Below are 19,236 nucleotides of genomic sequence, written 5' to 3' on the forward strand. Positions count from 1 at the left end.
CTTCTAGTTTCCTTTCATCTTTTCACGTAATGTTTCCAGAAAGCTCACTTTGCTGAGTTTTACGATTTTCGCTGTCTCCCACGCCTTTTTGATCCGGATCCGGTCGCCGGTATGAAGCGGGACTTCATCCGCACCATCATATGCGATCACTGCTTCCTCGATCTGATTCTCCCGTTTTGCACCGATCTCGATCACGATCTCATCTTTGTCTGAGAAAACGATACTGCGGGAATTGAGTGCATGCGAGCAGATCGGTGTCACAACGATCAGAGACGCTGTCGGCTCCACGATCGGTCCTCCTGCAGACAGATTGTACGCAGTAGAACCCGTCGGTGTGGACACGATCAGCCCGTCGGCATCATAGGAGTTCAAAAACTCTCCGTTAACATAGAGATTAAAATGAACGATCTTCATGCTGCCGGATCTCGTCATAACAATATCATTGAGTGCCACATCTCTTACATTGCGGTATGCAGCGGATCCATACAGCATCATCCGCTCTTCAATCGTATATTTGCCCTCTACGAGCTGTTTTACAGCCTCTTCTACATTCTGCACCTCTACCTCAGTCAGATAGCCAAGGGTGCCCATATTGATTCCAAGCATCGGAAGATCCCGCCCGAACAGACGTCTGGATGCCTGGATAAAGGTTCCATCTCCGCCTACCGTCAACACACAATCAATATCCTTCGGAATCTTGATCTTTGAAAAATTTCCTTCTTCCGGCTGCTCTTCCAGGTAACATTTCTTCCCGTAGGATTCAATGCATTTTTTTATTTTCACGGTGATCTTCCGGTTTGCATCCTTCATATCATTCGTGATAATGTAAAACTTTTCCATATCTTTTTATTTCTTCTCCTCAGCCGGATCCTTTTTCGCAAGTGTGTCAAAAGCAGCATCGACAGTCCCCCGAATGTCTACGCTCTCCACAATCTTTGCCTCTTCCTCCGGGCATTTTTTCAGATGTACCAGATACTCGATATTCCCTTCCGGTCCTTTGATCGGTGAAAATTCAAGTGCTGCTACTTCAAAGCCGATCGATACAGCATAATCGGTTACTTTTTCAATGACCTCGATATGGGTACTCTTTTCCCTTACCACACCTTTTTTCCCAACCTTCTCACGTCCGGCTTCAAACTGTGGCTTGATCAGTGCAACGATCTCTCCGTTCTCTTTCAGGTAATTACGGATTGGGAGAAGTACCTTCGTCAGCGAAATAAAAGAAACATCGATCGATGAAAAATCAATCGGTTCTCCCAGATCTTCCGGCTGTACATAACGGATGTTGGTCTTTTCCATGCAGACCACTCTTTCATCCTGACGTAATTTCCAGTCCAGCTGACCATGTCCCACATCAATGGCAAACACCTTGACTGCTCCATTTTGCAGCATGCAGTCTGTAAAGCCTCCTGTCGAAGATCCCACATCGGTACATACCTTTCCTTCCATGGATACATCAAAATTCTTCATCGCCTTTTCCAGCTTGAGTCCTCCGCGGCTGACATACGGAAGTGCATGTCCACGGACTTCGATCTGAACCTCTTCCGGAAAGGAAGTTCCCGCTTTATCCTCTCTCTGTCCGTCCACAAATACATTGCCGGACATAATGATCGCTTTTGCCTTTTCTCTGGAGGATGCCAGATTTCTCTTTACAAGTAATACATCCAACCGTTCTTTCATTCTCTATCAATCCCTCCTGCTCTCTTCTGCTATATATGCAGTGATAATCCTGGCCACGCAGGATTCCACATCCAGCATCACCTCACTGCGAAGTAGGTCTACACTTCCGTGTTCGATATAGTCATCCGGCAGTGCCAGATTCAGAACCTCTGCGTCTGTCTCAAGACCTGCCAGATAAGCAGTCACAGATTCTCCGAATCCGCCTCTGCGGATATTCTCTTCCAGTGTCACGATCAGCCGGTGTTCCACCGTCAGTTTCCGGAGCATCTCCTCATCCATCGGCTTTACAAACCGGGCATTAATCAGGGTACAGTTATATCCAATCTCTTTCAAACGCTTCCGAACCTGAACTGCCTGCTCAAACATATGTCCGACACTGATGATCGCAATATCCTCTTCTTCATAGACCGGCTCACTCTTTCCATACTCGATCGGTGCTCTGTATTCACGGAATCCGTCAAATGCGCTGCCTCTTGGATAGCGCACTGCTGCCGGTACTCCAAGTCTCACCGCAAACCGCACCATGTCCGCCAACTCCCATTTATTTTTCGGAGAAAGGACGGTCATATTCGGGATCATTGACAGGTAAGAAAGATCAAAGATCCCCTGGTGGGTCTCCCCGTCGCTTCCCACAAGTCCTGCCCTGTCCACTGCAAATACGACCGGAAGCTTCTGCAGACAGACATCATGAATCATCTGGTCAAACCCTCTCTGTAAAAACGAAGAATATACAGCAAATACCGGATGCAATCCTGCCGCGGCAAGTCCTGCCGCAAAGGTCACGCCATGCCCCTCTGCGATCCCCACATCAAAAAAGCGGTCCGGATAGTATCTGTGAAATGCTGCCAGACCGGTTCCGTCTTCCATTGCCGCCGTGATCGCTACCAGTCTGTCATCTTTTTTTGCCAGATCCAGCATAACCTTGGAAAACACATCTGTACAGGAATCCGTTCCACCTTTGGAAATCGGCTCTCCTGTCTGGATATCAAACGGACCGGTTCCATGGAAACGGGAAGGGTTTTCTTCTGCCGGAAGATAGCCTTTCCCCTTTTTTGTCAGTACATGGACAAGCACCGGTCCTTTTACCCTTTTTGCCTCGGTAAATGCACGGCGCAGTGCCTTCAGGTCATGCCCGTCCACCGGTCCTAAATACTTGATTCCCATATCTTCAAAGAACATTCCCGGAACCAAAAGCTGCTTGATGCTGCTCTTGGTGCGCTTAATATGCCGCACCATCTTTTCACCGCCAAACGGAATACTGCCAAGTACATTTTCCACCGTATCCTTCAGGTCGGTATAGGCCTGGGCAGTGCGCAGTTCTCCGAGATAACTGGACATTCCGCCGACATTTTTGGAAATAGACATATGGTTATCGTTGAGTACGATGATGAAATTCGTCTTCATCTCCGCAGCATTATTCAGTGCTTCATATGCCATTCCTCCGGTCAGGGATCCGTCCCCGATAACAGAGATCACATAATAATCCTGCCCCAGGATATCCCTTCCTCTGGCATAGCCAAGTCCGGCCGAAATCGAAGTGGAGCTATGACCGGTATCAAAGGCATCACAGTCACTTTCTTTCCTCTTCGGGAAACCGCTCATCCCGCCATATTTTCTCAGATCATCAAATCCTTCTTTCCTTCCGGTCAGAATCTTATGCGTATAAGACTGATGCCCTACATCCCAGATCATTTTATCTTCTGGAAGCTGAAAGCTGAGATGCATCGCCATGGTAAGCTCTACGACTCCAAGGTTGGAGGCAAGATGACCACCGGTCTTGCTGATCTTCTCAACAAGAAACGTGCGGATTTCTTCTGCCAGTCCTGTCAGTTCCCGTTCATTTAATTTTTTGATATCATTTGCTTCGTGAATCTGCTCCAGATACACTTCATCCACCCCGCTTATTTTTTCCTGTGTATCAGTTCCTGTATCAGTTGTGTCAGATACGGATTTTCTCTGTCCAGTCCGGCAAGCAGATCCAACGCCTCCTGTGAAATAGCTTCCACATCTGCTGTCGCCTTTTCCAGACCTTTTAATGTGACATAGGTTGTCTTTTCATTCTTTTCATCACTGTGCACCGGCTTGCCAAGTTCTTCTGTGGTGCTTGTCACATCCAGAATATCGTCCTGGATCTGGAACGCGATTCCTACATCCGATGCGATCTTCTGTACCTTCTCAAGTTCTGCTGTATCTGCACCCGCAAGAAGTGCTCCAATCATCATGGAACTTTCGATCAGTGCTCCCGTCTTCAGCTCATAGATAAAATTCAGCATGCCTTCATCCAGTCCCACGCCACAGGATGCCACGTCTACGACCTGACCGCCTACCATTCCGTAAATACCGGCTTTATCCGCAAGGATCTTCAGGGCTTTCCCGATCAGAAGACTCTTCTCCGGCGCGACCTCAAACGCCCTCACTGCCGTTTCAAATGCATAGTTCAGAAGGGCATCTCCTGCAAGGATTCCCATTGCCTCCCCATAGACGATGTGAGTAGTCTTTCTTCCCCTGCGGTATTCATCATTGTCCATCGCCGGAAGATCATCATGTACCAGGGAATAGGTGTGGATCATCTCAATTGCCGCCATAAACGGCTCGATTTCTTTTCCTTCCCCTCCAAACAGGCGGTATGTCTCCTGCATCAGCATCGGACGGAGTCTCTTTCCGCCTGCCATCACACTGTACTCCATCGCTTCCATGATCTGGCTCTGATAGCCTTCTGCTTTCGGCAGATATTTTACAAGAAGCTTTTCAATCGCTTCTGTTCTTTCTTTCATTTCTTCTTTAAAAGTCATGTATTTCTCCATTTTCTTCCAGCACCTGCACTTTTTTCTCTACGGTATCGATCTTCTCATTGCAAAGCTTCAGCATTTCCATGCCCTTCTGATACAGTCCGAAGGACTCTTCCAGCGAAGTATCTCCTGATTCCAGCTCCTTTGCCACCTGATCCAGCTTTGCAAAAAGCTCCTCCAGAGATTCTTCCGGCATTTCATCTGCAAGCTCTTTTTTCTTATCTGCCATATTCTTACTCCTTCTTCGTCTCTGTCACCTGTGCCTCGATCTGCCCGTCTGTCACATAAATCCGGATCCGGTCTCCCGTTTCTACATCGGAAATCTTTTTTACCGTACCTTTCTCTCCCTGTACATAGGAGAAGCCCTGATTCAGCTTGGCGAGTGGGGAAAGTCCCTTCATCCGTTCGATCCGGATTGCAAGCTGCTGACGGCTTTCCCGCAGATTCCGCTCCATCAGAAGTGGCAGCATCTCCTGCACTTTGCGGGTTCTCTCCCGTTCCTGTTCCAACCGCTGATGCATGGCTTTTGGGATCTGCTCCTCATAATCTGCAAGCTGCTGACGCATGGACTTAAGTTTCCCCGACGGACTTAAGTAACGGAATTTTTCTGCATACCGCGCTGTATGAAGCGATGCGACTTCCAGCTTTCTCATCATACTCCGGTGCATCCTTTCCCGTTCTGTCCGGATCGTTTCCAGAAGTTCCCGGTAATCACAGATTGCAAGCTCTGCCGCAGCAGAAGGCGTCGGTGCACGAAGATCCGCCACATAATCTATGATCGTCGTGTCTGTCTCATGTCCTACTGCCGAAATAACCGGTACACTACATTCAAAAACTGCACGCGCAACATTTTCCTCGTTAAATGCCCACAGATCTTCAATAGAGCCTCCGCCTCTGCCAACGATCATCACATCGACCTTTGCTTCCTCCAGTGCACGGATCCCCCGCACCACACTTTCAGACGCGCCATCCCCCTGTACCAGTGCCGGATACAGAAGAATCTGCACATACGGATTTCTCCGCCTGGTAATGTTGATAATATCGCGCACTGCCGCTCCGGTTGGTGCCGTTACAACACCGACTGTCCGCACATATTTCGGAATCGGCTTTTTATATTCCGGCGCAAACATTCCCATTTCTTCCAGCTCTTTTTTGAGCTTTATAAATTTTTCATAGAGAAGTCCCGCACCATCCAGTACGATCTCCTTTGCATAAACCTGATATCTGCCATCTCTTTCATAGACGCTGACGCTTCCAAGCACGATTACCTGCTGTCCTTCCTGCATACGAAAAGAAAGCCCGCTGCGCTGCCCGGCAAACATAACACAGGCAATCGTTCCGGACTCATCTTTCAGTGAAAAGTACAGATGTCCTGAAGTATGGTACTTACAGTTTGACACTTCCCCTTTGATATAAATTCGATTCAACATAAAGTCTTGCGTAAACATATTCTTAATGTACGCATTGACCTGTTTTACAGTATATACATTTCGCATGATCTCTGATTCTTATGCAAGCTTTCCGAGTACACCGTTGACAAATGCCGGTCCCTCATCTCCTGAAAAGTTCTTTGCCAGCTCAACTGCTTCATTGATCGCTACTTTGACCGGCACTTCGTCATCCCACTTCATCTCGTATACAGCAAGACGAAGGATGGAAAGGTCAACTTTGTTCATACGTCCGGTTTTCCAGCCGGTTGTATGTTCATTGATCATCGCATCGATTTCTTCTTCATGTGCTGCGATATCTTTGACCTTTTTGCGCATGTATCCGCGCTCTTCCTCACTCGCTTCTTCTACCTGCTCCAGATACAGTTCGATCTGTTCGTCTGCATCAGCCGCATCAAATCCGATGCTGAAGAGCATTTTAAATATATGTTCTCTGACTTTACTTCTTCGCATGTTCCCTCTCCAATTATTCTTCTTCCGGCATGTCCACACCTGCAACACGGATGTTTACGTCTGCAACGGTAAGACCTGTCATATTCTCGATTGCTGCCTTTACTTTTTCCTGTACCTTTAAAGTAGTATCTTTGATACTGCTGCCATATTTGAGGTTCAGGGCGAGGGATACGGTAACGATACCTTCCAGCACGTCTACCTTTACACCTTTGGAAAGGCTCTTCATTCCAAGCTTTGCGATCAGTTCTCTGGTTGCATTTCCTGCCATGGAAGATACCCCTTCTACCTCCATTGCTGCAAGTCCTGCAATAATTGCAACTACTTCATCAGCAATCTGTACTTCTCCGAGGTTCTCATCTGATTCTATCTTATAGGTATTTCTCTCTTCTTTACTCATTATAAGTCCTCCTGTCTGCGGTTTTTCCGCTCCTCGCGCTCATCTCGGAACCTCCGGTCCCTCGATGTTCGTTGCACTCACATAGGTCTGGGCTGAAAGTGATTCGTCTGCTAGCAGCCGATCACTTTCTTCCCTTCCCTGCGCTCGTCGCTATGCGTTCATTGTAACATAAAAGATCTCTATTGGAAAGTTTTTTAGGAACGTCCGAATTCGGAAAGTTTCAGTCCTTCGTTTCGTTCCAGTACCATACGGATGCTCCAGCTGTTGACGAACAGAAGCAGTGGTCTGTCTTTCAGGTCCTTGATCTTCTTCATATCGGATGTGCCGACCAGCTTGTCCATCTCGATCTCTTCATTCTCGATCCAGCGGATGTGTTCGTATGGAAGCGGCTCCAGACGGATCTCCACGTTATATTCATTTTCCAGACGGTATTTTAATACGTCAAACTGCAGGACACCGACTACACCGACGATGATTTCTTCCATACCGGTGTTGAATTCCTGGAAGATCTGGATCGCGCCTTCCTGCGCGATCTCGTTGATTCCCTTGATGAACTGCTTTCTCTTCATCGTATCCACCTGGCGTACTCTGGCAAAATGTTCCGGTGCGAAAGTCGGAATTCCTTCGTATGCAAACTTTTCCGGTGAATTGGTCAGTGTATCCCCGATGGAGAAGATACCCGGATCGAATACACCGATGATATCCCCGCCATATGCGGTATCGATCATGTGCCGTTCACTTGCCATCATCTGCTGTGGCTGGGACAGACGGACTTTTTTGCCTCCCTGGATATGGAATACATCCATGCCCGCCTTGAACTCACCGGAACAGATACGCATAAATGCGATTCTGTCCCGGTGTGCCTTATTCATATTTGCCTGGATCTTAAACACAAATGCGGAGAAATCTTCCTCCTTCATCGGATCGATCAGTCCTTTGTCGGACATTCTCGGAAGCGGTGAAGTCGTCATCTTAAGGAAATGCTGAAGGAAGGTCTCCACACCGAAGTTGGTCAGAGCTGATCCGAAAAATACCGGAGAGAGTTCTCCTTTGCTGACCATCTCCTGGTCAAATTCTGCACTCGCTCCATCCAGAAGCTCAATCTCTTCTTCCAGCTGTGCAAACTGTGCTTCACTTACGATGCTCTTTGCTTCCTCACTGTCGATGGAAACCTTCTCAACTTCCCCGATCGAGGTTCCTTTCTTGGTATCTGAGAAAATCTCCAGCTCTCTGCTGTTCCGGTCAAATACGCCGCGGAATTCTTTTCCGGAACCGATCGGCCAGTTGATCGGACAGGTAGCGATTCCCAGTTCCTTTTCAATATCATCCAGTAATTCAAAGGTATCCATCGCTTCACGGTCCATTTTATTGATAAATGTAAAAATCGGAATATGACGCATGACGCAGACTTTGAACAGCTTTCTTGTCTGTGCCTCCACACCTTTTGATCCATCGATCACCATAACCGCCGAATCGGCCGCCATAAGAGTACGATAAGTATCTTCCGAGAAATCCTGATGTCCCGGTGTATCCAGAATATTGATGCAATAACCGTCATACTGGAACTGCAGGACAGAAGATGTTACCGAAATACCTCTTTCTTTTTCAATCTCCATCCAGTCTGAAACCGCATGTTTCGCTGTTGCCTTTCCTTTTACAGAACCTGCCTGATTGATCGCCCCGCCATATAACAGAAACTTCTCTGTCAGGGTAGTCTTACCTGCATCCGGATGGGAAATGATCGCAAATGTTCTTCTTTTCTTTATCTCATTCGTAAAATCTGCCATGTTATTCTACTCCTACTATTTTCTCAATGTCACTCAAATTCTTATTATATGGTATTTTTGCTATAATATCAATCCCCTGATTCACTCGTATTTGTACTTTCATGGATCGGTGTGATCACCACATTTGCAGCATTTACCTCTGCTTTGCGTGTGACAATATCCTCGATCTGTGCCCGTTTTGCATCCGACAGATCCGCCACATCAACGACCACATCTGCGGAATCTTCGGTAAGACTTACCACCGCATCCTGAAAGCCTTTGCTGGCAAGCAGAGTCTCAATTGCGACCTCCTGTTCGGCGCGCTGTGTCATCTCCACCATCTGCGCAACTGCATCTGCTTTCTGGTCTTCTGCAATATCTGCATTATCAATGATCGCCTGCAGGGTTTCTTTGTTTTTTGCCCGCACCTGCTCCCGGTTCACTTTTGCCTGTGCCACAAGCGCACTGGCCGATCCGTTTGTCAGCACCGCCTCTCCCGGATTCCCGTCCACCTGGTCGTCATTCGCTGTCTGGAGGGAACTGTCACTTTCTGTATCTTGATCCGAAATATCCAGAAGCTCCTTATTTGCCATCTCGCTTCCCGTCTCTGCTGTTTTGTTTTTCGAGCCAAAAATTTTTCCGGAATAGTTCAGATATCCTGCCGCTGCGATCATCACCGCAAGAACCGCAATCACAATCTGATTTTTCTTAAATACTTTTTTCACTAGCCTTCCTCCTATAAGATTCTTTTTTAGTTATGTTTCATTACTTTTATCTTATGCGTGTCTACTCCGAATAATGCCTGCACAGCCTCTGTGATATTTTCAATCACGACGGCATTATCTCCGCCTTCTGCAATTACGAGAACCCCTTCTATCCGGGGACTTAATTCCTGTTTCACATATGGCGTTTCTTCTCCATTTCTGTTTGCATAAACTGCCGTCTCTGAAGAACTGGTATTTTTCCCTCCGCTCTCCCCTTCCTGCACCTCACTTGTCATCTCCTGGTCCTTTTCCACTACCTTTTCCGAGGAAGATGCCAGGGTGATCATCACCTTGACATTTCCAACTCCTTCTACTTTTGCCAGTGCATTTTCCAGCCGTGTTTCCAGTGCATCTGTATAAGTATCCTCCGATGCATTTTCCACCTTCTGCATCTGCTGTTCATCCTGTGTCTGATCTGATTTTATATCGGAGACAGGCATCGCGATCACAACCAGAAGCAGTCCGACAAGCAATATGATCAGCCACTTGTCTTTTTTTATTTTCCGGATTTCAAACATCTTCACTCACCGCCCTTTTCGAGCAAATCCGCCGCATGCTCCATCTCTTTTACCATCTGCTCATACTCCGCCGTCCGGTACAGCTCCGTCACCTGTCCGGCTGCCCCCATAAGGTTCAGAACCGGCTGGGCAAGCAGAACCGTCAGAAGAAGTCCACAGAAAAAACGGACATATTTCCGGTAGCTGTTCTCTGGAAGTGCCTGCAAGAATGCGGTTACAAGAATCATATAAACGGCGAGATTCTGCATCCACCTGTAAACCAGCTGTATCATTTTATCCCTCCTACGAAGCTGCCGATGCCGCAACTGCAAGTGTCACCAGAAACAGGACCGCCGTCGCAAGCACCGTCTTTAGCAGCATATGATAACCTTCCCCGGTAAAACTGATGGCCTCCACGATCCGTTTATCAGACACCGGCTGGATAAGTGCCGCCGTTCCTTTGTAAAGAATCGTCAGGATTCCCATATTGATGACCGGGATCATCACAACTCCCGTTACAAGCAGTGCCCCTGCAATTCCAACTCCATTTTTTTAAAGAACCGCACTTCCAAGCACGACTTCGCTTGTCCCGCTGACTATATCACCGATTCCCGGAATCATTCCCACGCCTTTTGTCCAGGCACTCCTTTTCACCTGATCTGCCGCCGGACTGATGATCCGCTCGATAAACCCGATCCCCGTCACCAGGGCAAGCAGACTTTTCAGACTCCATCCGATTATAAGTCGCAAAAGTTCCGCTGCCTTAGAAAGAAATTCCTCCTCTGTCAGATTGTTCAGGATTTCCATCAGAAGTGCGATCTGGATCAGTGGAACGATCCATTTCAAAATCACAAGTTCCACAAGAAAAATCAGGAAAAGCGCCAGATTGTAAAATGCGATCGCAGAAATACTTCCCACTGCGACCGCCATACAGACAAAGTAGACCGGACAGAGCACTCGCATAAAGAGGATCAGATTTTCGAGTCCCTGCTGTACCTCCCCGGCTGCCACCTGAAAATTCCGTATGCCGACTGTAATCACAGACAGGTATACCAGAAAAAAGGCGGTCTGTGATATCTGACGGTTCTGGAACACTTCCGAAAAACTGGAAAAAACCGCTGCGATCAGCACCAGAAAAATGATAGATGCAAGCACCGGTTTATTGACCTTCAGCACATAGAAAAACTGATCCGTCACAAAGTTTCTGATCTGCCCGGCAGACAGGTTCTCATCCTGCCGGATCACAGACTCAACAAGATCCTGAAAATGCAGTTTTTCTTCCGGGAACAGTTTCCGGATTGCCGTATCCAGATCCTTTACTTCTGTCAGATCCCAGATTTTCTGCTCCGTTTCCTCCTGTGTTTTTTCCAGATCCGTTTCTGTCATATTATCTTCTGTCCGGCTGTTTGCCGAAGAGGAATCTTCCCCTGCCGCAAATACCTGTACCGGCAGTATCAGTACGAAGATTACAAGTCCGATCATGCATGCTATGCCATATTTCTGAAAATAATGTTTCATTTTTCTTCCCTTTTACTGTCCAAGTTCGCGGATTGCAAGAAGCAGTGCTTTTAATATCGGCATTCCGATTGCAAGTATACTGAGCCTTGCAAAGACCTCGATCTGTCCGGCGATCGTCTGATAACCGGCATCCTTGCAGATTGTTGCCGCAAATTCCGCCAGATAGGTCACACCCAGAATTTTCAGCATTGCCGTCAGATATACCGCATCAATCTTTACAAAGCTGCCAACCAGCTCCAGCGTCTCCCGGATCACCGACAGATTCTGGCTCATTCCGAGAAAAAGGAAAATGCTGACCGCAATCCCCAGATAGATCCCATATTCTTTTCTGGAATTTTGAAATTGCAATGCCAGGAAAGTCCCTGCGATCCCGATGCAGACTGCCTTAAGGATACTCATCTTTTCCCTCCTTTACAGAGCAAAGAGCCGTCTGATATCGTCAAACAGATCTGAAATATAAGGAAGGATCCAGAACAAAACCAGGAGCAGTCCTGCAAGACTGGTGAGAAATGCCTGCTCTTCTCTTCCACTGTGTTTCAGCACCTGTCCCAGGACAGAAACCAGAATCCCGACTGCCGCAATTTTAAATATCAGATTTACACTCATGTTCCGCTCCTATTTACAGAATCAAAATTGTCAGGAAAAGTCCTGCTGTAACACCCAGGAGATTACAGAGCCTCCGCTTTTCCTGAATTTCTTTTAAAAGACTGCCTCTTTTTTCTTCCAGAAATTCTGCATACTGCAAGAAAATCTGTGTTTCCTGCTTTTTATCCAGGCTGCCAAGCTGCATCCCAAGCTCCTGCAGACGTACCCTTTCCTCCCTGCCAAGGAGCAGACATTCAAGATCGCTTTCACAGCACCTCTCCCAGATTATTGCAAGACTTCTTGACGGCATCTCCAATTCTTTTGCCAGATGTTCCAGCCAGATCCTGTAGTTCTGACCGCATCTTCGTGAAACAGAAGCGCATACCTGGGCGAGTGGTGCATAAGTATACTCCATTTCTCCCGCAAGCTGCCTGATCACTCTTTGCAGTTCTCCGGTATCCGTGATCTGCCTCTGATATTCCATTCCCCTGCTGTATCCATAGCCGGATGTCGCCGCCACAATTCCCAGGCATCCGACCATTTTCAGATACACAGTTTTTCTCCCCGTTCGTTATAAATCCCTTCAATTTCTCCTACATGTTTCCCGGATTTCATCACAACATATCTGGCAAAAGACCTTTCCTTTACCAGATTGCTGACCAGCGGCTTTTCGCGGATCTCATCCATACCGGAACCATGCACCGTCGTCAGCATGGTTGCCCCGCAGTGCATGGCGTACTCGATCGCCTCTACATCCTTCGCTGTCCCGATCTCATCCGCCGCAATCACCTCCGGCGCCATGGACCGCACCAGCATCATCATTCCTTCTGCTTTCGGGCAGTTGTCCAGAATATCCGTCCGCATCCCAAGCTGGTTCTGTGGCACGCCACGGTAGCATCCTCCAATCTCTGAACGTTCATCCACCACGCCCACATTTCTTCCTTCCACCCAGCGGTTTCCATCCGAAATCTGCCGCACCAGATCCCGCAAAAGCGTAGTCTTTCCCCCACCTGGCGGGGAAATGATCATGGTATGGCAAAGTCTTCCCTTTTCAAGGATCACAGGAAACAGCTTATTCGCACAGCCTGTGATCTCATGGCAGATTCGGATATTGATCGATGTAATATACTGAAAATTCCGGATCTGTCCCTTTTCCGGAATAATTTTCCCGGAAATTCCCACCCGATGCCCTCCTTCAATCGTCAGAAACCCCTGGCGCAGTTCATTTTCATATGCATACAGGGAATAATTGGATACATATTCCATCGTTTCACGCAGTTCTTCTTTTGTCACCCGATGGGTGAAAAGTTCTTCCTTTCCTTCCTTTTTCACTGCAAGCGGCTGTTCTTCCCGAAGCCGGATCTCCTGGATCTTCTCAAAATCCAGTCCATGATTCAGCAGGATCCCACGGATTTTCTCCGGAAGCACCGCCAGAATCTGATCTTTCTTTTCTCTTCTCATCTTGTCCACCTCTCTTTAAAGAATGTATATGGAAAGCGGGAGAAAAATAGAACTAAAAAAGGACTCTACCGATACTGGTAAAGTCCTTCTGATTTTATAAAACTCTATTCTGCAACATCTTTGATGCTGAAGCTCAAACGTCCCATCTTGTCTTTTCCAAGGCAAACCACTTTGACGTGATCTCCGATAGAAAGAACATCTTCTACATGATCGATTCTCTGCTTAGCGATCTTGGAAATGTGTACCATTCCTTCTTTGCCCGGTGCAAATTCGATGAATGCGCCGAATTCTTTGATGCTTACAACATCACCTTCAAGAACCATTCCTGCCTCGAAGTCTGTTACGATGGTAGCGATCATCTTTCTTGCCTGTTCCATGCTGTCTGCATCTACGCCACAGATAGATACACTTCCTTCGTCTGTGATATCAATCTTAACGCCTGTCTTTTCGATGATTGCGTTGATGGTCTTTCCTCTCTGACCTACAACTTCACCGATCTTAGCCGGATCAATGTTCATCTGGATGATCTTCGGTGCATACTTGCCAACCTGTGCTCTTGGCTCAGCGATTGTCTTAGCCATAACTTCATCCAGGATGTAAAGTCTTGCTTTTCTTGTACGCGCAATTGCTTCTTCGATGATCGGTCTTGTCAGTCCATGGATCTTGATATCCATCTGGATCGCTGTGATACCTTTGTGTGTACCTGCTACCTTAAAGTCCATATCTCCGAAGAAATCTTCCAGTCCCTGGATATCTGTAAGTACCAGATAATCATCATCAGTAGCACCTGTTACCAGACCACATGAGATACCTGCAACTGCAGATTTGATCGGTACACCGGCTGCCATAAGTGACATAGAAGATGCACACACACTTGCCTGAGATGTAGAACCGTTGGATTCAAATGTCTCAGATACAGTACGGATCGCATACGGGAATTCTTCCTCTGACGGAAGTACCGGTACGAGTGCTCTCTCTGCAAGTGCTCCGTGTCCGATCTCACGACGTCCCGGTCCTCTTGAAGGTCTTGTCTCACCTACAGAGTATGACGGGAAGTTGTAGTGGTGCATATATCTCTTGGATGTTTCTGCTTCATCAAGTCCATCTACTTTCTGTGCTTCAGAAAGTGGTGCCAGAGTTGTAATCGTACAGATCTGTGTCTGTCCACGAGTGAACATTGCAGAACCATGTACTCTCGGGATCAGGTCAACTTCTGCAGCCAGCGGACGGATCTGTTCGATCTCACGACCATCCGGACGTTTATGATCTTTCAGGATCATCTTGCGGACAACTTTCTTCTGATACTGATATACAGCTTCACCAAGTTTGGCAAGCCATTCTTCATTGTCGGCAAAAGCTTCTTCCAGCTTTTCTGTGATCTTGCGGATGTTCTCTTCTCTTGTCTGCTTGTCATCTGTAAATACAGCAACTTCCATCTCTTCCGGAGTTACAACCTCCTGGATTGCTGCGAAAAGTTCTTCCGGTACAGCAAAGCTTACATAGTCATGTTTTGGTTTTCCGCATTCTGCAACGATCTGGTCGATGAATGCGATGACTTTCTGGTTCACTTCATGTGCTGCAAAAATAGCTTCGATCATCTTATCTTCCGGTACTTCATTTGCTCCTGCTTCGATCATGATAACCTTTTCTTTTGTAGAAGCAACTGTAAGTGCAAGATCTGATTTTTCTTTCTGCTCTGCGGTTGGGTTGAATACCAGTTCTCCGTCAACAAGTCCTACCTGGGTAGAAGCTGTCGGTCCGTCAAACGGGATATCCGAAATAGCGGTTGCGATTGCTGATCCAAGCATAGCAGTAAGCTCCGGTGAGCAGTCCTGTTCAACAGAAAGAACCAGGTTCTCCAAAGTTACATCATTTCTGTAATCTTTCGGGAAAAGCGGTCTCATCGGACGGTCGATCACACGGCAGGTAAGAACAGCATTTTCAGATGCTTTTCCTTCCCTCTTGTTGAATCCTCCCGGGATCTTTCCTACTGCGTAAAGCTTTTCATTGTATTCAACACTGAGTGGGAAGAAATCAATTCCTTCTCTTGGTTTGTCGGATGCAGTTGCTGTCGAAAGTACAACTGTATCACCATAATGCATAAGTACTGCGCCGTTCGCCTGTTTGGCAACTCTTCCAACATCTACGCGGAGTGTACGGCCTGCAAGTTCCATTTCAAACTTTTTGTACATAAATGTTCTCCTTTTTAATCTGTTTATCTGACGGGTAAAATCTCCGAAACTACTGAAAAATACACTTCTCAAAATATACTTTTCAGTGGTCTCGGACACAATCTCTACCCACAATCTTTTATATTATATCATATCCTTACATCTCTTGCAAGATTCTATATAACTAACTTTAGAATGGGGCAAAACGCGGGTTACTGGTCACTCCCGTGTTAATCACTATGCTGATTGGCATGGAGGATGCACGTTGTACCGGTTCGGCTCATTGTTTGCGAAAACAAACAGGGAGCGAAGACATCCATCCGATGCCTTTCGCTCCCTGTAAAAATATGTCTTACTTTCTTAAACCTAATCTTTCGATCAGTGAACGATATCTTTCAATGTCATTCTTCTTAAGGTATGCAAGAAGTCCTCTTCTCTGTCCAACCATCTTAAGAAGTCCTCTTCTTGAGTGATGATCCTTCGGATTAGCTTTGAAGTGATCTGTAAGATCATTGATTCTAGCTGTCAGAAGAGCTACCTGTACTTCCGGAGATCCTGTATCTCCTTCTGTTCTTCCATATTCTTTGATAATCTGTTCTTTCATTTCTTTTGTGATCATTTGTCACTACCTCCTAAATATACTGTTAATTGCCTGATATTAAGCAGTGGTTGGAGAATCCATCTGCCGAACATCGGTTTTTCATACTTGCCTAGTGTACCATATGCCCCGGATCCTGTCAAGCAGGTTTTTCTGCATCTGGCAGGTTTTTCTGCATCTGGCAGGTTTTCATAGTTACTGTTCACAGTATCTGTGACCAGCAACGCAGGCCGCCTGTAAATGACCGCATTTCCTGAGCTTTTTCACCGGCTCTGTTATTTCTTATGATGATAACGGAAAAATTCTTTTGCGTAAGCAATATCCTGATCAATCTGCGCCTTCATTGTTTCTACCGATTCAAACTTCTGCTCCGGTCTTTTAAAATGATAAAGCTGAATTTCTACGTCTTTTTCGTATGCATTACCGCTATAATCAAAAAGATTGCTCTCGATCAGCATACGTTTATCACTTGATACCGTCGGTTTGAATCCAACATTTCCGATACCATTATACCAAATTCCGTCAATCTTCACGCTGTCCAGATAAACTCCGTTCGGTGGAAGGAGCTTATCTTTAGCCGGATGCACATTAAGAGTCGGAAATCCCAGTTTTCTGCCAAGCTGCTGTCCATACTCTACTTTCCCCCGTACAGTATATGCATATCCAAGCATATCATTCACCGCTTCCATGTTACCTTTGCGAAGTTCTTCACGAACATAGCTGCTGCTGATTTCCCTGTCTCCATACATCTCTTTTTCAATCACAAAAAGTTCATATCCATACACACCCGCATATTCTGCAAGCATTTTTGCATCGCCACGCTTGTCATGCCCAAAGTGGAAATCCGTTCCGATCACAATATACCGGGCATGAATTTTTTCAATCAGGATCTTCCTGATGAAATCCTCTGCCGACATACTTGTGACATCTTCGGAAAACGGACATTCCAGCAATACATCTACTTTCCCGTCCAGAAGACATCTGCGCTCCTCATTGGACATGATCCCTTCTCTTGATTTTCCAAGCTTTTCATAAAGCGGATTCATATCAAATGCAAACACAACAGAACGAACGCCTTTTTTTGCCTTCAGCTGACATACTTTTTTGATCAGCTTCTGATGTCCTCTGTGAACTCCATCAAATTTACCGAGTGTGATTGCTGCCTCTCTGGAATCCTGATAGGCTTCCAGACCTCTGATATAGTCCATGTTCTTTCCTCTTTAATTACTTTTTTCATTTCCATCAAAAAACATTTTAACAATCTTGAAGAGATCGTCTTTCCTGCAGTAACAGTAAATCGCAATAAACTGATGGGATTCATCGTACACACGGACTCTCTCTTCGTTCTCATACTCCTTTAATGCTGTTTCCTGTGAAATCTCTCTTCTTCTGAAACTATTCCCGTTCCGTACTGCCGCAGCCGTTTTCGGTGGCAGTACGACCTTTGCATACGCCGGAAACATTTCATCTATCGCGATGATCTTCTCCTCCAGAATCCCTTCTTTCTGAAGCTGTTCGATTTCACCGAGCCGGATACTGTCTTGAAGTTCAAACCGCTCTACACGTGTTCTCAAAAGCTCTTTCATGCATCCGCCACAGCCAAGCTTCTGACCGATATCATGACACAGCGTACGGATATACGTTCCCTTTGAACAGGTCACTTCCAGTTTTACCTCCGGAAGACTGATCTCCAGGATCCGGATCTCATGAATCGTGATTCTCCGTGCTTTCCGCTCTACTTCTTTGCCCTCTCTGGCAAGCTCATAAAGCTTTTTCCCGTTAACTTTGAGTGCCGAATACATCGGCGGAATCTGATCGTATTCCCCCTCAAAGCTGCGGATCACATTTTCCACTTTTTCATTGGTCAGATCTTCTGTACTGTGCTTTTCCAGAACCTGACCGGAAGTATCCTGTGTATCCGTCACCTGACCAAGAAGAAGAACCGCCTGATAGGTTTTATCTTTATCTGTCAGCAGGTCACAAAGCTTTGTTGCTTTTCCAAAGCAGACCGGAAGTACTCCTTCGGCATCCGGATCAAGGGTTCCGGTATGCCCGATCTTTTTCTGCTTTACGATCCCGCGCAGCTTTGCAACCACATCATGGGACGTATAACCTTTTTCTTTATATACATTCAGTACGCCATGTATCATTCCGCTTCGCTCCCACTGTTAAACTGAAGTTCCAGTCTTCTTGCCAGATTGTTGATGATATCATGCGGTGTGGCAGTCATGGAGAATCCGGCTGCCCTTGCGTGTCCGCCGCCGCCAAAATAGCTTGCAACTACACTTACATCTATCTTTTCACTGGATCGCAGACTTACCTTAAAGGTTCCATGTTCAAGCTCATACATAAAAATTGCAACATCGATATCTTTTGTGAGTTTCAGCTGGCTTACGATTCCATCCAGATGTTTCGCTTTTACCTGGTAGAAATCCATCTCTTCTTTTGTGACGTAAGATACAATACATCTTCCGTCCATAAAAAGAAAGCTTTCCAGCAATGCTCGCCCCAGAACCTGGTTCTGTGCATAGGTCTTTTCATCAAAAGTCTCTGTAATGATCTTTGTAAAATCAATCCCTTTTTCCATCAGTGATGCTGCCGCGCGCATGGTCGACGGATGGGTACAGGAATAACGGAACACACCGGTATCATGCACCATTCCCGTGTAAAGGCACTCGGCAGTCTCCACAGACATCTTCCCATAATCCAGCAGATCGTAGATCAGCTCACTTGTCGAGCTTGCATCCGGCATGATATAGTTCTGGTCTGCAAAACTCTGGTTGCTCACATGATGATCTACGCAGAATCTTACTGCCGCTTTTTTGAAAAGAACTGCTGAAAATCCAAGTCTTCCTATATCCCCGCAATCCAGTGCGATAAACAGATCATAGGTTTTTTCTTCCGTCACTTCATGCCGGATCTTATCTGTATTTTTCATGAACTTCAGTGTATTCGGAAGCTCTTCCAGATAAACATCAATCTCTTTTTCAGGAAAATTCTCTCTGACATAGTTATACAATCCCATGCAGGAACCTGCGCAGTCCCCGTCCGGGCGGACATGTCCGCCCAGTGCGATCGTCCCGGCTTTTGAAATTGCATCTAATAACAT

The 19,236-nt window shown here is 46.5% G+C and carries 21 protein-coding genes and 1 pseudogene; all 22 read right to left on the reverse strand.

The annotated features are described in order from the left end of the window. Positions 1 to 3: 3 nt before the first annotated feature. The 22 genes and pseudogenes from ACYQ5K_RS01005 to ACYQ5K_RS01110 all read right to left on the reverse strand — a co-directional run bounded on the left by ACYQ5K_RS01005 (position 4) and on the right by ACYQ5K_RS01110 (position 19,236). Positions 4 to 840 carry an NAD(+)/NADH kinase gene (locus ACYQ5K_RS01005; RefSeq protein WP_173688458.1) on the reverse strand — a complete coding sequence of 279 codons (837 nt, stop codon included), beginning with the start codon at positions 838 to 840 and terminating at the stop codon, positions 4 to 6. A gap of 6 nt (positions 841 to 846) precedes the next feature. Continuing rightward, positions 847 to 1,680 carry a TlyA family RNA methyltransferase gene (locus ACYQ5K_RS01010; protein WP_173688459.1) on the reverse strand — a complete coding sequence of 278 codons (834 nt, stop codon included), beginning with the start codon at positions 1,678 to 1,680 and terminating at the stop codon, positions 847 to 849. Positions 1,681 to 1,686: 6 nt separating this feature from the next. After that, positions 1,687 to 3,567, reverse strand: coding sequence for a 1-deoxy-D-xylulose-5-phosphate synthase (gene dxs, locus ACYQ5K_RS01015; RefSeq protein WP_459777178.1), 1,881 nt, complete (start codon positions 3,565 to 3,567; stop codon positions 1,687 to 1,689). 14 nt (positions 3,568 to 3,581) lie between these two features. Continuing rightward, on the reverse strand, positions 3,582 to 4,472 hold the full coding sequence (locus tag ACYQ5K_RS01020) for a polyprenyl synthetase family protein (RefSeq protein WP_173688460.1): 891 nt from the start codon (positions 4,470 to 4,472) through the stop codon (positions 3,582 to 3,584). Then, entirely contained in the window at positions 4,462 to 4,698 is a 237-nt protein-coding gene (xseB, locus tag ACYQ5K_RS01025; RefSeq protein ID WP_173688461.1) for an exodeoxyribonuclease VII small subunit, read from the reverse strand. The genes ACYQ5K_RS01020 and xseB overlap by 11 nt, the downstream gene beginning before the upstream one ends. 4 nt (positions 4,699 to 4,702) lie before the next feature. Continuing rightward, on the reverse strand, positions 4,703 to 5,965 hold the full coding sequence (gene xseA, locus ACYQ5K_RS01030) for an exodeoxyribonuclease VII large subunit (protein ID WP_173688462.1): 1,263 nt from the start codon (positions 5,963 to 5,965) through the stop codon (positions 4,703 to 4,705). Between the two features lie 12 nt (positions 5,966 to 5,977). After that, entirely contained in the window at positions 5,978 to 6,370 is a 393-nt protein-coding gene (nusB, locus tag ACYQ5K_RS01035; RefSeq protein ID WP_173688463.1) for a transcription antitermination factor NusB, read from the reverse strand. A 13-nt stretch (positions 6,371 to 6,383) separates the two neighbouring features. After that, on the reverse strand, positions 6,384 to 6,767 hold the full coding sequence (locus ACYQ5K_RS01040) for an Asp23/Gls24 family envelope stress response protein (protein ID WP_008369274.1): 384 nt from the start codon (positions 6,765 to 6,767) through the stop codon (positions 6,384 to 6,386). A 194-nt stretch (positions 6,768 to 6,961) separates the two neighbouring features. Beyond that, entirely contained in the window at positions 6,962 to 8,554 is a 1,593-nt protein-coding gene (locus tag ACYQ5K_RS01045; protein WP_195231290.1) for a peptide chain release factor 3, read from the reverse strand. Positions 8,555 to 8,622: 68 nt separating this feature from the next. Continuing rightward, positions 8,623 to 9,258 (reverse strand): SpoIIIAH-like family protein, encoded by a 636-nt coding sequence (locus tag ACYQ5K_RS01050; protein WP_195231292.1) that lies wholly within the window; start codon positions 9,256 to 9,258, stop codon positions 8,623 to 8,625. A 26-nt stretch (positions 9,259 to 9,284) separates the two neighbouring features. Further along, the gene (locus tag ACYQ5K_RS01055) at positions 9,285 to 9,815 is read right to left on the reverse strand and encodes a stage III sporulation protein AG (RefSeq protein ID WP_179963128.1); all 531 of its coding nucleotides are present in this window, start codon (positions 9,813 to 9,815) and stop codon (positions 9,285 to 9,287) included. 2 nt (positions 9,816 to 9,817) lie between these two features. Beyond that, entirely contained in the window at positions 9,818 to 10,087 is a 270-nt protein-coding gene (locus ACYQ5K_RS01060; protein ID WP_179963124.1) for a stage III sporulation protein AF, read from the reverse strand. A 10-nt stretch (positions 10,088 to 10,097) separates the two neighbouring features. Then, a pseudogene (locus ACYQ5K_RS01065) lies at positions 10,098 to 11,312 on the reverse strand (stage III sporulation protein AE). A gap of 12 nt (positions 11,313 to 11,324) precedes the next feature. Further along, entirely contained in the window at positions 11,325 to 11,711 is a 387-nt protein-coding gene (locus tag ACYQ5K_RS01070) for a SpoIIIAC/SpoIIIAD family protein (protein ID WP_173688468.1), read from the reverse strand. Positions 11,712 to 11,723: 12 nt separating this feature from the next. Continuing rightward, on the reverse strand, positions 11,724 to 11,918 hold the full coding sequence (spoIIIAC, locus tag ACYQ5K_RS01075) for a stage III sporulation protein AC (protein WP_008369289.1): 195 nt from the start codon (positions 11,916 to 11,918) through the stop codon (positions 11,724 to 11,726). Between the two features lie 13 nt (positions 11,919 to 11,931). After that, entirely contained in the window at positions 11,932 to 12,450 is a 519-nt protein-coding gene (locus ACYQ5K_RS01080; protein WP_173688469.1) for a stage III sporulation protein AB, read from the reverse strand. Beyond that, the gene (gene spoIIIAA, locus ACYQ5K_RS01085) at positions 12,441 to 13,358 is read right to left on the reverse strand and encodes a stage III sporulation protein AA (RefSeq protein ID WP_173688470.1); all 918 of its coding nucleotides are present in this window, start codon (positions 13,356 to 13,358) and stop codon (positions 12,441 to 12,443) included. The genes ACYQ5K_RS01080 and spoIIIAA overlap by 10 nt, the downstream gene beginning before the upstream one ends. Before the next feature lie 104 nt (positions 13,359 to 13,462). Beyond that, positions 13,463 to 15,550: a polyribonucleotide nucleotidyltransferase gene (locus ACYQ5K_RS01090; RefSeq protein WP_195231296.1), complete on the reverse strand. Its 2,088-nt coding sequence runs from the start codon at positions 15,548 to 15,550 to the stop codon at positions 13,463 to 13,465. 331 nt (positions 15,551 to 15,881) lie between these two features. Next, positions 15,882 to 16,148, reverse strand: a complete 267-nt coding sequence (gene rpsO / locus ACYQ5K_RS01095) for a 30S ribosomal protein S15 (RefSeq protein ID WP_008369295.1) — start codon at positions 16,146 to 16,148, stop codon at positions 15,882 to 15,884. Positions 16,149 to 16,402: 254 nt separating this feature from the next. Beyond that, positions 16,403 to 17,335, reverse strand: a complete 933-nt coding sequence (locus ACYQ5K_RS01100; protein ID WP_173688472.1) for a bifunctional riboflavin kinase/FAD synthetase — start codon at positions 17,333 to 17,335, stop codon at positions 16,403 to 16,405. Positions 17,336 to 17,347: 12 nt separating this feature from the next. Next, positions 17,348 to 18,277, reverse strand: coding sequence for a tRNA pseudouridine(55) synthase TruB (gene truB, locus ACYQ5K_RS01105; RefSeq protein WP_173688473.1), 930 nt, complete (start codon positions 18,275 to 18,277; stop codon positions 17,348 to 17,350). Next, positions 18,274 to 19,236 carry a DHH family phosphoesterase gene (locus ACYQ5K_RS01110; RefSeq protein WP_173688474.1) on the reverse strand — a complete coding sequence of 321 codons (963 nt, stop codon included), beginning with the start codon at positions 19,234 to 19,236 and terminating at the stop codon, positions 18,274 to 18,276. Before ACYQ5K_RS01110 ends, truB begins: the two co-directional genes overlap by 4 nt.

This window comes from Allocoprococcus similis (genome assembly GCF_054660775.1).